The organism is Methanoculleus taiwanensis (assembly GCF_004102725.1).
Taxonomy (GTDB): Archaea; Halobacteriota; Methanomicrobia; order Methanomicrobiales; family Methanoculleaceae; genus Methanoculleus_A; species Methanoculleus_A taiwanensis.
Genome location: NZ_LHQS01000002.1, coordinates 449513 through 462491, shown reverse-complemented (window position 1 = coordinate 462491; position 12979 = coordinate 449513). Strand labels below are relative to the sequence as shown.

Here is a 12979-nt window from a genome sequence, read left to right as displayed (position 1 = left end):
ATGAGAGATGGACGACGATGCCAGGAAGCAACGTAACGAGTTTTTCCGGGATACCGTCCGGGTGCTGATCAGCCTCGCGCTCCTCGCGGGCATCACGGTATCGTTCTGGCTCGCGGATCAGATCTTCCCCGACATCTCCCTTGAGAAGCTCTACCTCACGTTCCTCGCCGTGACGATCATCTACCTCATCTTTACCGTCATCCGGTGGATAGCGCTCCGGCAAATCCGGGAAAAGAAGACACGCTACTCGTTCAAACGCACCGTCTCGGTGCTCTACTATATCATCATCATCGCCGTCACCGTCCGGATCTGGATCGACACAAACTACATCTTCGTCGCCTACGGCATCATCGGCGCCGGCATCGCCATCGCCCTCCAGGACCTCTTCAAGAATTTCGTCGGCGGCATCCTTATCTTCGTCTCCCGGATCTACACCGTCGGCGACCGGATCGAGCTTGAGGAGACGATGGGAGACGTTATCGATATCGGGATCCTGAATACCACGCTTCTTGAGATCCACGAACGGGGAGTACAGGGCGACCAGCCGACGGGCCGTATCACGACGGTGCCGAACGGCGCCATCCTCAGCTCCAAGAGCTTCAACTTCACCAAAGACCACTCCTTCATCTGGGACGAGATCTCGATCCCCATCACCTACGACACGGACTGGCGACGGGCAACCGAACTCTTCCTTGCGATCGTCACGAAGGAGACTGAAGAGATCACCCTCCAGGCGGAACGGGAGATCGCCCGGATCGGCGAGAAGTACTACTTCCCGAAGAAGGTCGTCGAACCTTCGATCTACCTGACGCTCACCGACAACTGGATCACCTTCGATATCAGGTACGTGACCGAGGTGCGGACGCGGAGGATCCTGAAGGACGAGCTCTCCCGGAAACTCCTGGAGGCGGTCGAAGAGTCCGGCTACATCGCGATCGCCACCGAGAATATCATCGTCTACGAGGGAGGACCTTTCGAGGGAGCATCGTGACGCCCGATCCGTCCCGGAGCTCACTGAAGCAGGGGCTCCCGCCGGGAACGCTCGTCCATATCGGCGAGCGGCGGGATGAACCCGTCACGATATCGGTGATCACCTACGACGAGCAGCACTACGACGAGCGATGCGCCGTCGCCCCTGAGAGCCTCCCTGACCTGCCGGACGGCCGGTATACGACCTGGATCAACGTGAACGGCCTCCACGAGACTGGGCTTGTCAAGGCGGTCGGGGATCGGGCCGGCCTGCACCCGCTGACCGAGGAGGATATCGTCAACACGCGGCAGCGGCCGAAGCTCGAGGAGTATGACGACTACCTCTACATCGTCACGAGGATGCTCCGCTATGAAGAGGGTGCCGTCCGGAGCGAGCAGGTCAGCCTGATCCTCGGGCCTTCGTTCGTCATCTCATTCCAGGAGCGGGCAGGAGACGTCTTCGATCCGATCCGGGAGCGGCTCAGGCTCGGCAAAGGCCGTATCCGGAAAGAGGGGGCGGACTACCTCACCTACACGCTGCTCGACGCCGTGGTCGACGGCTACTTCCTGGTGCTCGAGGAGTTCGGGGATGCTATCGAGGGGATCGAAGAGGAGGTGCTCGCATCCGCAGACGCAGAAACCCTTCAGGCGATCTATGCCGCAAAGCGGGAGCTGATCGAACTCCGGCGCTCGGTCTGGCCGCTCCGGGAGGTGGTGGGCGCCCTTGAGCGCGGGGAGTCGCCCCTGATCCAAAAAGCGATGCGGGTGTACCTCCGGGACGTCTACGACCACACCTTCCAGGTGGCGGAGACGGTCGAGACCTACCGGGATACGGTGGCAGGCGTCCTCGACCTCTACCTCTCCGAGCAGAGCAGGCGGATGAGCGAGGTGATGAAGGTCCTGACCGTCATCGCGACGATCTTCATCCCGCTCACCTTCATCGCCGGGGTCTACGGGATGAACTTCCGGCATATGCCGGAGCTCGACCACCCGTGGGCGTACCCGGCAGCGCTCGTCGGGATGGCGACCGTCGCAATCGCGATGCTGATCTGGTTCTGGCGAAAACGATGGATATGAGAAGCTCGGGGTAGTGAGATTTTTCATCCCCCCCGGCGTACCCAGAAGATCAGGCGCATGCACAACAGCAGACACGCTGCGGATTCAGAACGCCTGCATATCGAGGGAGTCTGCGCCCTACTTGCATCCGCACGGACAAAGGCCGAGCTCGGCACCTTGCTCGCCCGCGAGGCGGAACGCTACACGCTCGCCGATCTCCAGGTGATCGGCGGACGGCTCTACCGGGAGGTCGCGAGCCTTCCTTCACCCTACCGCGAGGCGGTGCGCCCGTACTTCACCGAGCAGATCCTCGGCGCGTACCACCGTCTCATCTCGATGCACCGGAGCGGGCGCTTCACTGCTATGGCGGAGCCGATCGCCGACCGGGAGGCTGCCGCCGCCTACTTCGCCATGGTGCCGGAAGGGTGCTTTTGCTGGGACGATACCGGGGCGGACAACTACGGCCCCCGCCACCGCTTCTTCTACTACCTCGTCGCCGCATTCGAGATGTTCGTCCTCAACCGCCCCGGCCACCCGGTCGGGATGCCGTTTCCCGGCGGGTTTGCCGTGGAAGAGAGGAGCGGCAGATTCCTCTGCCCCGTGCGCGACCGGGAGAAAGACGTGCCTCACTCGCTCTGCAACTTCTGCCCTGCGGAGCAGAGCGAGATGCCGTAGGAGTCCTCGCGAGGCCGGATTTTCCTCATCGTCAACCGCCCTGGAGGCGGTGCCGCGGCAGAACCGATCCGACCGGTGACGTGCGAGCGACTATTTATACCCTTGCGCTCCGATCTCACCATACAGAAGGTACCGATATGAACAGTATCGATGCGGCGGTGCAGCACGGAAATGCCAGCCTCGATGGGGCCATGCAACGGCTGGAAGGGCAGTTCTCATACGAAGGGACCGCATACGCCCTCCCCGTCACGTATGCCGTCACCGGCATAGCCGTGCAGACCGCAGATGATGCCCGGGATGCATACGAGCGGTCGGGAATGAATCCGCTCGTCGCATCCGAGTGCCTGATGGCGGCACGGAGCGCCTCGGAAGGCGGCAAGAAGGAGCCATACACGGGATTTATCGGCGATGCCATACTGCGGAAGCTCGGCTACTCGCTGGTCGACGGGAGTGTCGTCGGCATCGGTCTGCTCGTGGGGACGCCTGAGAGCGGTGAAGCGGCGGCCGCCATCTGCAGGGAGCTGCAGGAGAAGTACATGCTCACGTTCCTCGCGGGCGGGGTCGTATCGGCCCTGGGTGAGGCCGGCGTCCACGTGGGGCTCGATTACCGCCTGGTGCCGCTCGGCCCCGACGGGGCGGATGGGATCCACTTTGCCGATATCATCGCCCGTGTCGCGATGATGTTCGGCGGAGTCCAACCCGGCGATCTCGACCGCCTGCTGGTCTACGCTGCGGAACGGGCAAAGGCATTCGTCGTTGCCTTCCCCGGTCTCACGGAGGAGGAGATCGCATTCGTCGAGGCACTGCAGGTTCTCGGGATTCCGATCCTCACGACGGGCGGCTACGAAGGAGGGACCTGGATCCGCACCGCTCCCGCCGATACGGTCAGGACGGGAATGGAGATGCGAGGGATCAGGGTCGCCGTCACTGCGATACCTATCCCCATGGCCTGTTCTCCCGCCTTTGAGGGGAAGAGCATCCGCAAGGAAGAGATGTACGTGGAGTTCGGCGGGGGACGGACACCGGCATTCGAACTCCTCCGGATGCGCCCGCAAGAAGAGTTCCGTGACGGTGCGGTCAGCGTCGTCGGCCCGGACGTGGACTCGGTCGCCCCGGGCACCGCTCTCCCCCTTGCCGTCCTCGTGGATGTCGCAGGGCAGAGGATGAAGAAGGACTTTGAACCGGTACTGGAGCGGAGAATCCACACGTTCATCAACTACGGCGAGGGGTCCTGGCATGTCGCGCAGCGGGACATGATCTGGGTCCGTATCTCGAAGGATGCGGTCGCCAAAGGGGTGACGATCGGCGATCTCGGAACGCTGCTCGCCCACAAGTTCAGGATGGAGTTTCCCGACCATATCGATGCAGTGCAGGTGACGCTGGTCACCGACGGCCAAAAGGTCAGGGAGATGCTCCCGGAGGCGCGTACACTCTATGCCGAACGGGATGAGCGTATCGCCGGCATGAAGGACGAAGACACGGAGACCTTCTACTCCTGCACACTCTGCCAGACGTTCGCCCCAAACCACGTCTGCATCATCACTCCCGAGCGCCCCGCACTCTGCGGCGCCATCACCTGGCTTGATGCCCGCATCGCATACGAGATCACCCCGGCCGGGGCAAACCAGCCCGTCCGGAAAGGCGATGTGATCGATCCGGTGCTCGGAGAGTTTGCAGGCGTGAACCGGTTCGTGAAGAAGGCATCCCACGGCGAGACTGACCGGGTTTCCCTGTACAGCATGCTGGAGAACCCGATGACCGCCTGCGGATGCTTTGAGTGCATCGCCGCCATCGTCCCGGAGGTGAGCGGCATCCTGATCGTCAACCGTGACTTCGGTGGTGAGACCCCGCTCGGGATGACCTTCTCCACCCTTGCCGGCACCATCGGGGGCGGGGCGCAGACCCCGGGATTCGTCGGAGTATCCAGGAACTATATCGTCAGCGACCGGTTCCTCCAGGCAGAGAACGGCATCGAACGGGTCGTCTGGATGCCGTCGACCCTCAAGGAGGAACTCCGGGATCGGCTACGTGCGAGACTGGAGAGCCTGGACATGCCGAACATCTCGGAAAAGATCGCCGACGAGACGACCGCACCGACGCTTGACGACCTGATTGCGTTCCTTGAACGCGTCGACCATCCGGTGCTGAAGATGAAACCCCTTATTTGAGGACGGAGATGCAGTTGACAGAGAAAGAAGATGCAGTACTCGAAGTGCAGCTCGGTGCCACCCGGAGCGAGGGGGGGACGCGGGAGGTCTCCTACAGGATCGGCGGAGAAACGAAACTCCCCTTCACGGAGGCAGAGCCCGACCGGCTGCTCGTTGCGCTTGAGATCTGCGACGAAACCCAGTTCTGGCCGCCGGTTATCCGCGAATACGTGGGGGATCTCGCGGATCAACCCGACGAATGGGCGAAGACGGCGGAGCGCACCTGGGGTGCGGATCTGGTGCGGCTGAACTTCACCAGCACAAAGCAGCGCGGTTTCGACGATTTTCCCGGGATCACCAAAACGATGGAACAGGTGCTTGCGGCAACATCCCGTCCCCTCATCGTAGAGGGGAGCAGCGAACCGGAGCTCGACAGCGAGGTCTTCAGGCGGTGCGGCGAGGCCGGAGAGGGAGAACGGCTTCTGCTCGGGACCGCGGAAGCCGACCGCTACCGGAGCGTCGCCGCCGCGGCGCTCGCCTACGGCCACGCGGTGATCGCCCAGTCCCCTATCGACATCAACCTGGCAAAGCAGCTGAACATCCTTCTGCAGGAGACCGGTGTAGCGCGAGATCGGATCGTAATCGATCCCTACACGGGAGCGCTCGGGTACGGGTTCGAGTACTCGTACTCGGTGATGGAGCGGATCCGGACGGCCGGGCTCGCCGGAGATGCCGATCTCGCCATGCCGATGATCAGCGCCGCCACCGATGCGCTTGCGGTCAGGGAGGTGAGAGAGGCGGCGGCCGGCGACAGAGACGCGATGGCGGTTGCCTGGGAGTTCTACACCGCCTTTTCCGCCCTGGCGGCAGGCGCCTCGATCGTCTGCGTCCGGCACCCGATGACCGTGGCACGCCTCAAGAACGCCCTTGCGGCGATGCAACCGGCCTCCGGCCAAAAGGAGGTGTGACCGTGGCGATGAAGGCGCTGGAGATCTACAAACTCCTCCCAAAGACGAACTGCAAGAAATGCGGCTATCCCACCTGTCTTGCCTTTGCCATGAAGCTTGCAGCCGGCAAGGCGGATGTGGAGCTGTGTCCTGACCTCGATCCCGAAACCAAAACGCTCCTCGGCGGTGCGACCCGTCCCCCAATCCGGCTCGTGAAGGTCGGCGTCGGTGAGCGCTCGGTCACCGTCGGAGAGGAGTTCGTCCTTTTCCGGCATGAAAAGACCTTCTACCACCCGCCGGGGATCATGGTGCATATCTCCGATACCTGGCCAGAAGAGCAGGTGCGGACCGTCGCGGAGGATGTCCGTGACAGCGTTGTCCACCGGGTCGGGACGGACCTGATGCTCGACGGTATTGCCATCCGCAACGAGAGCGGGTCTCCGACGCAGTTTGCAGAGACCGTGGCGCTGGTCGAGGCCTGCGGCGACCTGCCCGAGGTTCTGATCGCCGCCGATCCGGCAGCCCACGAGGCGGCACTGGCGGAGTGCGGGAACTTCCTGCCGCTCATCCATGCCGCAACCGACAGAAACTGGCGCGAATGTGCGGCGCTTGCGAAGCGCTACGGCTGCCCGCTGGCGGTACGGGCCGGCGACGTAAAGACGCTCACCAGTCTTGTCAGGAACTGCGTCGGTGCCGGCGTCCCTGACCTCATGCTGGATATCGCACCGGGATCGCTCCGCGAGTTCATCGCCGCCGCGACCCGGATCAGAAAGGCCGCGATCGAGCGGACCGACCCCGATCTCGGCTACCCGATCGTCTTCGACACCGTACCGCTCGGCATCACCGACGCCGCCCTTGCAGCAGGCGTCCTGAAGTACGCCGGGATCATCGTCACCGAACCGCTTTCGCCCGCCTCCATGGAGGCGGCACTCACCCTGCGGCAGAACATCTACACCGACCCGCAGAAACCCATCCAGATGACGCCGGGCATCTACCCGGTCAACGAACCAGGGCGCGATGCTCCCGTGCTCCTCTCAGTGAACTTCTCGCTCACCTACTTCACCCTGCTCGGCTACCTGGAGGCGTCCCGCATCCCCTGCCACCTCTTTGTGGTGGACACCGAAGGGCTCTCGGTGCTCACCGCAGTCGCCGGCGGGAAACTGACCGAATCCCTGGTTGCTGCGTCCATCAAGCAGTTCAGCCTCAATGAAAAGGTAGACCACCGGCAGCTGATCATCCCGGGCTATGCCGCCCCCCTCTCCGGAAAGATCGAGGACGAAACCGGCTGGAAGGTGCTGGTAGGCCCACGGGACGCGGCTGAGCTCGCCGGGTACCTGGAGAAGGAGTGGAGAACCTAGATGCCCACCGTCACGTTCCTGCCCGGTTACCGGAAGGCGACCGTGCACCAGGGAGACTCGCTCCTCGAGGCGGCTATAGCGGCCGGCCTTCATATGAACGTCGTATGCGGCGGCCAGGGGAAATGCGGGAAATGCATTGTCTTCCTAAAAAGCGGGACCGCCTCCTTCGACCTGGAGAAGTACCGCCGGTTCTTTGCGGACGAGGAGATCGCACGGGGGGCCTGCCTTGCATGCCAGACGTTCGTCGTCAACGACCTACGGGTGGAGGTTCCCGAACAGTCGCTCGTGCAGCAGCAGAAGATCCTGGTGGAGTTTCCCGGGACGGAAATTCCGCCCGATCCCGCAGTCCGGAAGTACGTCCTCCGCCTCTCCCCGCCATCCCTGGACGATACCACCCCGGACGTCAACCGGCTGCTCGAAGGGATCGAGCGGCAGGGAGGCCCGCGCCCGAACCGGATCTACGTGCCGCTGGACGTCCTCCAGTACCTCCCCAGGGCGCTCCGCCAGGGGAACTGGAATATGACCGCGACCGTCGCGCTGGTTCCCGGCGGATACCGGCTGCTTCACGTGGACGAAGGGGACAGCAGCAACCGGCTCTACGGGGCTGCCGTGGATCTCGGAACCACCACGATCGTGGTCTACATCTGGAGTCTGGCAGACGGCCGGATTGCGGCCACGGCATCGAACTACAACAGGCAGATCAGCTGCGGTGAAGACATCCTCTCCCGGGTGACCTTTGCACGGAAAGGCGGCCTTGCCCGGCTGCAGCAGCTGGCGGCCGAGAGCATTAACGATGCATTGTGCGCCGCCGCCGATGCCGCCGGTATCGACCTCGAAGACATCTTCGAAGTGATGATCGCGGGCAACACGGTGATGACCCATCTCCTGCTCGGGATCGACCCCGCCTACATGATCGCAGAGCCGTATACGCCTGCGGTGCGCCGGATGCTCTCGACCGCCGCCGGCCGGATCGGGATTGCGACCCACCGGAATGCCGGTGTCTATACCTTCCCGGCGGTCTCCAACTTCATCGGCGGCGACATCATCGCCGACATTCTGGCCAGCGGCATGGCAGAGCGCGAGGAGGTTTCGCTCCTGGTGGACATCGGCACGAACTTCGAGGCGGTCCTCGGCAACAGCGACTGGATGCTCTCCTGTGCAGGCGCGGCCGGGCCTGCCCTCGAGGGCGGGGAGGTGCTCTTCGGGATGCGTGCGAACCCGGGCGCGATCGAGCGTGTCCGGATCAACGGCGACACGCTCACCCCGACCTTCACGACGATCAACGGTGCCGGACCGCAGGGCATCTGCGGATCGGGGCTCATCGATCTGCTCGCCGAGCTGATCCGCGCATGCGTCATCGACCGGAACGGCAATATCAACATGGAGATCGAAAATCCCCGGGTCAGGAGAGGGCGCTACTGTCCGGAGTTTGTGGTGGCATGGAAGGAGGAGACAGCGGTCGCCAAGGATATCGTCATCACCGAGAACGATATCAAGAACCTGATCATGAGCAAAGCTGCAATCCTTGGCGCATGCATGACGCTCCTTGACGCGGCAGGCCTCGATCACGGGGAGATCGCCACGGTCTACTTCTCCGGGGCGTTCGGGAACTACATCAATAAGGAGAACGCCATCACCATCGGGCTGATCCCCGAAGTGGGGCTGGATCAGGTGAAGAACATCGGGAACGGCGCGATCACCGGCGCGAACATCGCCCTGATCAACCGGCAGTCCCGCAAGCTGCTGGATGCCCTCGCACAGAGGATCACCTACATCGAGCTGAACGCGGAGCCGTCGTTCATGGACCGGTATACATCAAGCTGCTTCCTGCCGCATACCGATCTTACCCTCTTCCCGAAGGTGCAGCAGACGCTCGAGGCGTGCAGGATGAGGCGGGGGTGATCGGATGGCGACGATGCTCCCGCAGATGGACCTGCACGCGACCGGTATCGGGGCGCTTCCCCACCTCGACCCGGACGCGGCATGCCGGTCGGTTCTGGCAGCCTTTCCCCGGGTGCCGTACGCACCGACACTCCCGAACAGGGGGCTCCTCGAACGGATCGTCTTCTGCGACTCGGAACACCTCCCAGGCAGGGTGCTCGCGGATGAGCGGCTGACGGTCGACACATCGGGCAGCCATGCGCCGGCGATGGAGCAGATCCTGCTCGACTACCTGGAAGGGAACGCCGCCCCATACGCAGTCGGAGAGGCGTACGGTTCGGCGTTCCACCGGATGCTCTCTTTCGATCTCTCCGATGTGCTCGTCTTCAAATTCCAGCTCACAGGATCGGTCACCTTCGGGATGCAGGTGGTGGATGAGCGCAAAAGGCCGATCCACTACGACCCCGAGTACGCCGACGTGCTGAACAAGATGATCGCGCTCCGGGCAAAGTGGTGCGAGACGGTCATGCGTGAGCGAACGGGTGCCAAACGGACGCTGATCGTCCTGGACGAGCCGTACCTGGCGGCACTGGGGTCTTCGGTCGTTCCGGTCGACGAGGAGGTCGTACGCTCGAGCGTCTCCGATGCCGCCGGTCTCCTCGAGGGGAGTCTTGGGATTCACTGCTGCTCCAACACCGACTGGGGCTTCCTTATGTCGCTTGAGCCCGCCGTGATCTCGTTCGACGCGTACCAGCACGCCCGGGAGTTCCTCCTCTACGCTGACGACCTGGCCGCCTACCTGGAGGCGGGCGGGGTGATCGCCTGGGGCATCGTCCCCTCCGAACCGCACCTCTATGCTGCCGAGAGCCTCGATGCGCTCTTTGACCGATTCATGCAGATCCGCAGCAAAGTCACCGATCTCGTGGGAGACCGCCTCTTTAATGAGCGCTCACTGATCACCCCCACCTGCGGCATCAGGCTTGCCGACGTGCCGGACGCGGAGGCGATCATGCAGACCGCCGCCGAACTCTCCCGCCGTGCCCGGGAGGAGGCGGCATGAACCTACCCTGCACCATCGTCGTATCCGGGAAAGGAGGGACAGGCAAGACGACGATTACCGCGCTGCTGATCGATGCCCTGATTGCGGCAGGTGAGCGGCCGGTCCTGGCCGTCGACGCCGATCCCAACACGAACCTCAACGAAGCGCTCGGAATTGCGCTCGAGGAGACGCTGGGGAACGTGCGCGAGAAGGCCTTCACGGAGAGCATCCCGCCGGGCATGGACCGCACCGGCTATATCAAATTCCGGTTCCACCGGGTGCTGGCAGAAGCGGAAGGCTTTGACCTTCTCGCCATGGGGCGCCCGGAAGGGTCGGGGTGCTACTGCTTCCCGAACGCCCTCCTTTCGGAGTGCATCGGCACGCTGGAACGCGACTACCGGTTCGTCGTCGTCGACTCCGAGGCAGGCATGGAGCATATCGCGCGGGGGACCGTGAAGAACCCCGACGTTCTGCTCATCGTGAGCGATCCCGGTGCCCGGGGGATCCGGACCGCCCGGAGGATACGGGAGATCGCCGGAACGCTCGGTCTGGCGCAGGACCGGATGTTCCTCTGCGTCAACCGCGTTCGGGACGGCATCAACAGAGAAGAGACGGAGCTTGGCACCGTACTCCCCCTGATAGCCACCGTTCCCGAAGACCCGGCCGTGGAGCAGGCGGATCTTGCCGGCGAGCCGATCGTCGGTATTCCGGACAGCAGCCCTGCCAGGACGGCGGTGCGGGAGCTTGCAGAGCGGCTGCTCGATGCGTGTGAACGGCGGAGGCGATGACCTGATCGCGGCCGTCTCGCCGTACCCCAACCGACCACCCATATACGACAAAGAACACACACCAGTACGCCATCCGAAGAGAGGTGCGCCTATGGCGGAAGGCAGAAGAGCGTACATCCACGGCGATTCCGAGCGCGAATCGGATCGCCTCCACGATCCAGCAGAGACGCTGACGGAACTGCTGCATAGTGACACCCGCTATCCTGCGGGGAGCCTCGTGCTCGAGGCGGGGTGCGGGGTCGGTGCACAGACGGTGATCCTTGCAGAAAACAGCCCGGGGGCGGCGATCGTCTCCGTGGACATCGCCGCATCCTCCGTACTGCAGGCACGCCGGAGGGATCCCGGCGTCCGGTTCGGGCAGGCGGATATCATGCACCTCCCCTTCAGGGACGGGACGTTCTGCTACACGTTCTTCAGGGGAACGGGCGTGAAGTGAGAGAAGGGGTGCACTGCGCCACAGCTCGTTAGCAGGAGGGTGCTCGCCCCCCAATTGCGATACCGGTACTGGCCGTGCCCACGATCTCTTCACTTCCGGGCAGTTTTAGGGTGTGCTTGATGAAAAGGGGGAAGAACCTCCCCATACCCCGGCCTCGATAGTCTCACCGGGTGCCGGAAGGCCCTGCGACGCCATCCCTTTTTTCATCCGGGAAGGCCAACGTTTCTCTACTATGGCAATTCACCCCATCGACTACCGGTACGGCACGCCGGAGATGCGCAGCGTCTGGAGCGAGGAGAACCGCTTCCGGGCGGTCGTCGCCGCCGAGGTCGCTCTCGCCCGGGCGGAGGCGGCATACGGCATGATCCCGGACGAGGACGCCCGGACGATAGCGGCATGCGCCGAGAACGCAAGCCTTGCACGGGCAAAGGAGATCGAGGAAGAGATCAACCACGATATGATGGCGATCGTTCGGTCCGTCACCGAGGTCTGCGGGGATGCGGGCAGGTGGATCCACTACGGGGCGACCTCGAACGATATCCTCGACACCGCAACCGGACTGCAGCTTCGGGACGCACTCGCGCTGATCGAGCAGAAACTGGCGAACCTCCTGCGCGTCCTTCTCTGGCGGGCGGGCGAGAACAAAACCCTCGTCTGCGCCGGCCGGACGCACGGCCAGATCGGCGTCCCGACGACCTACGGGCTCCGGTTTGCCATCTGGGCGAGCGAAGTGGCACGCCATATCGAGCGGCTCCGCGAGATGCGGCCGCGCCTCCTCGTCGGACAGCTGACCGGTGCCGTCGGCACCCAGGCAGCGCTCGGCGAGAAGGCGCCGGAGATCCAGCGGGCGATGATGGAGTTCCTCGGCCTTTCAGCCGTCGACGTCTCAAACCAGATCATCTCCCGCGACCGCTACGCAGAGTACTTCATGTTCCTCGCGAACGTGGCGACGACGCTCGACAAGATTGGCCTTGAGATCCGGCTCATGCAGCGCTCCGAGATCGGCGAACTCGAGGAGGCCTTCGGCAGCAAGCAGGTCGGGTCGAGCACCATGCCGCACAAGAGGAACCCGATCAAGAGCGAGCAGGTCTGCGGGCTTGCCCGGATCGTCCGCTCGGCCGTAGAACCGGCTCTGCAGAACAACGTCCTCTGGGACGAGCGGGATCTCACGAACTCCTCGACCGAACGGGTGCTCTTCCCCGAGGCCTCGATCCTCCTCGATCATATCCTCGTGGTGATGACGCGGGTGCTTGAAGGCCTCCGGATAAACCAGGAGAATATCCGCCGGAACCTGATGCTGCTGCGCGGGATCAACCTCGCCGAATCGGTGATGATCGAACTGACAAAAAGGGGAATGGAGCGGCAGGAGGCGCACGAACTGATGCGGGAAGCGAGCATGCAGGCGCTCGCCGAGGGGCGGAACCTCGCCGATGTCCTCGCCGAGCGGCCGGCGGTTGCCGCCTACTGCTCGCACCGGGAGCTCCTCGAGCTCTTAGACCCCGACGCATACATCGGCACGGCCGTGCGGCAGGTGGAGATGCTCCGCGAGAAACTTGCCCCGCTCGCCGGCGACGAGACGGTGCGGTGAGCTTCCCCCCACCTCTTTTTCTGCAGCAAGCTGCCCGGCAGCGCTTTTCCCCGGATGTTCATCCCGTAAAAAATGGAAAGCCCCGCTCTCGCGAA

The 12979-nt window shown here is 63.6% G+C and carries 11 protein-coding genes; all 11 read left to right on the top strand.

Translation table 11 applies throughout. The annotated features are described in order from the left end of the window. The first annotated feature begins 7 nt into the window (after positions 1-7). Complete coding sequence (locus tag ABH15_RS07120) at positions 8-991, top strand: mechanosensitive ion channel family protein (RefSeq protein WP_128693670.1); 984 nt, start codon at positions 8-10, stop codon at positions 989-991. Next, on the top strand, positions 988-2046 hold the full coding sequence (corA, locus tag ABH15_RS07115) for a magnesium/cobalt transporter CorA (protein ID WP_128693669.1): 1059 nt from the start codon (positions 988-990) through the stop codon (positions 2044-2046). The genes ABH15_RS07120 and corA overlap by 4 nt, the downstream gene beginning before the upstream one ends. Before the next feature lie 57 nt (positions 2047-2103). Next, positions 2104-2700, top strand: a complete 597-nt coding sequence (locus ABH15_RS07110; RefSeq protein WP_128693668.1) for a DUF2115 domain-containing protein — start codon at positions 2104-2106, stop codon at positions 2698-2700. A 137-nt stretch (positions 2701-2837) separates the two neighbouring features. Beyond that, a complete protein-coding gene (gene acsB, locus ABH15_RS07105) occupies positions 2838-4868 on the top strand; it encodes an acetyl-CoA decarbonylase/synthase complex subunit alpha/beta (protein ID WP_128693667.1) in 2031 nt (676 codons plus the stop codon). Positions 4869-4876: 8 nt separating this feature from the next. Next, positions 4877-5815: an acetyl-CoA decarbonylase/synthase complex subunit delta gene (locus ABH15_RS07100; RefSeq protein WP_128693666.1), complete on the top strand. Its 939-nt coding sequence runs from the start codon at positions 4877-4879 to the stop codon at positions 5813-5815. Between the two features lie 8 nt (positions 5816-5823). Next, positions 5824-7152 carry an acetyl-CoA decarbonylase/synthase complex subunit gamma gene (gene acsC / locus ABH15_RS07095; protein WP_241648034.1) on the top strand — a complete coding sequence of 443 codons (1329 nt, stop codon included), beginning with the start codon at positions 5824-5826 and terminating at the stop codon, positions 7150-7152. Next, positions 7153-9054, top strand: a complete 1902-nt coding sequence (locus tag ABH15_RS07090; protein WP_128693664.1) for an ASKHA domain-containing protein — start codon at positions 7153-7155, stop codon at positions 9052-9054. Between the two features lie 4 nt (positions 9055-9058). Next, the gene (locus ABH15_RS07085; protein WP_164913661.1) at positions 9059-10093 is read left to right on the top strand and encodes a hypothetical protein; all 1035 of its coding nucleotides are present in this window, start codon (positions 9059-9061) and stop codon (positions 10091-10093) included. Continuing rightward, positions 10090-10860 (top strand): ATP-binding protein, encoded by a 771-nt coding sequence (locus ABH15_RS07080; RefSeq protein WP_128693663.1) that lies wholly within the window; start codon positions 10090-10092, stop codon positions 10858-10860. Before ABH15_RS07085 ends, ABH15_RS07080 begins: the two co-directional genes overlap by 4 nt. 91 nt (positions 10861-10951) lie before the next feature. Beyond that, positions 10952-11296, top strand: coding sequence for a class I SAM-dependent methyltransferase (locus ABH15_RS07075; RefSeq protein WP_128693662.1), 345 nt, complete (start codon positions 10952-10954; stop codon positions 11294-11296). 232 nt (positions 11297-11528) lie between these two features. After that, positions 11529-12884 (top strand): adenylosuccinate lyase, encoded by a 1356-nt coding sequence (gene purB, locus ABH15_RS07070; RefSeq protein WP_128693661.1) that lies wholly within the window; start codon positions 11529-11531, stop codon positions 12882-12884. Positions 12885-12979: the final 95 nt, after the last annotated feature.

Bases quoted from the DNA above. Each gene is read 5' to 3' on its own strand.
- ABH15_RS07120 (WP_128693670.1), top strand. From the start codon at position 8: ATGGACGACGATGCCAGGAAGCAACGTAACGAGTTTTTCCGGGATACC.
- ABH15_RS07110 (WP_128693668.1), top strand. From the start codon at position 2,104: ATGCACAACAGCAGACACGCTGCGGATTCAGAACGCCTGCATATCGAG.
- acsB (WP_128693667.1), top strand. From the start codon at position 2,838: ATGAACAGTATCGATGCGGCGGTGCAGCACGGAAATGCCAGCCTCGAT.
- ABH15_RS07100 (WP_128693666.1), top strand. From the start codon at position 4,877: ATGCAGTTGACAGAGAAAGAAGATGCAGTACTCGAAGTGCAGCTCGGT.
- acsC (WP_241648034.1), top strand. From the start codon at position 5,824: ATGAAGGCGCTGGAGATCTACAAACTCCTCCCAAAGACGAACTGCAAG.
- ABH15_RS07090 (WP_128693664.1), top strand. From the start codon at position 7,153: ATGCCCACCGTCACGTTCCTGCCCGGTTACCGGAAGGCGACCGTGCAC.
- ABH15_RS07085 (WP_164913661.1), top strand. From the start codon at position 9,059: ATGGCGACGATGCTCCCGCAGATGGACCTGCACGCGACCGGTATCGGG.
- ABH15_RS07080 (WP_128693663.1), top strand. From the start codon at position 10,090: ATGAACCTACCCTGCACCATCGTCGTATCCGGGAAAGGAGGGACAGGC.
- ABH15_RS07075 (WP_128693662.1), top strand. From the start codon at position 10,952: ATGGCGGAAGGCAGAAGAGCGTACATCCACGGCGATTCCGAGCGCGAA.
- purB (WP_128693661.1), top strand. From the start codon at position 11,529: ATGGCAATTCACCCCATCGACTACCGGTACGGCACGCCGGAGATGCGC.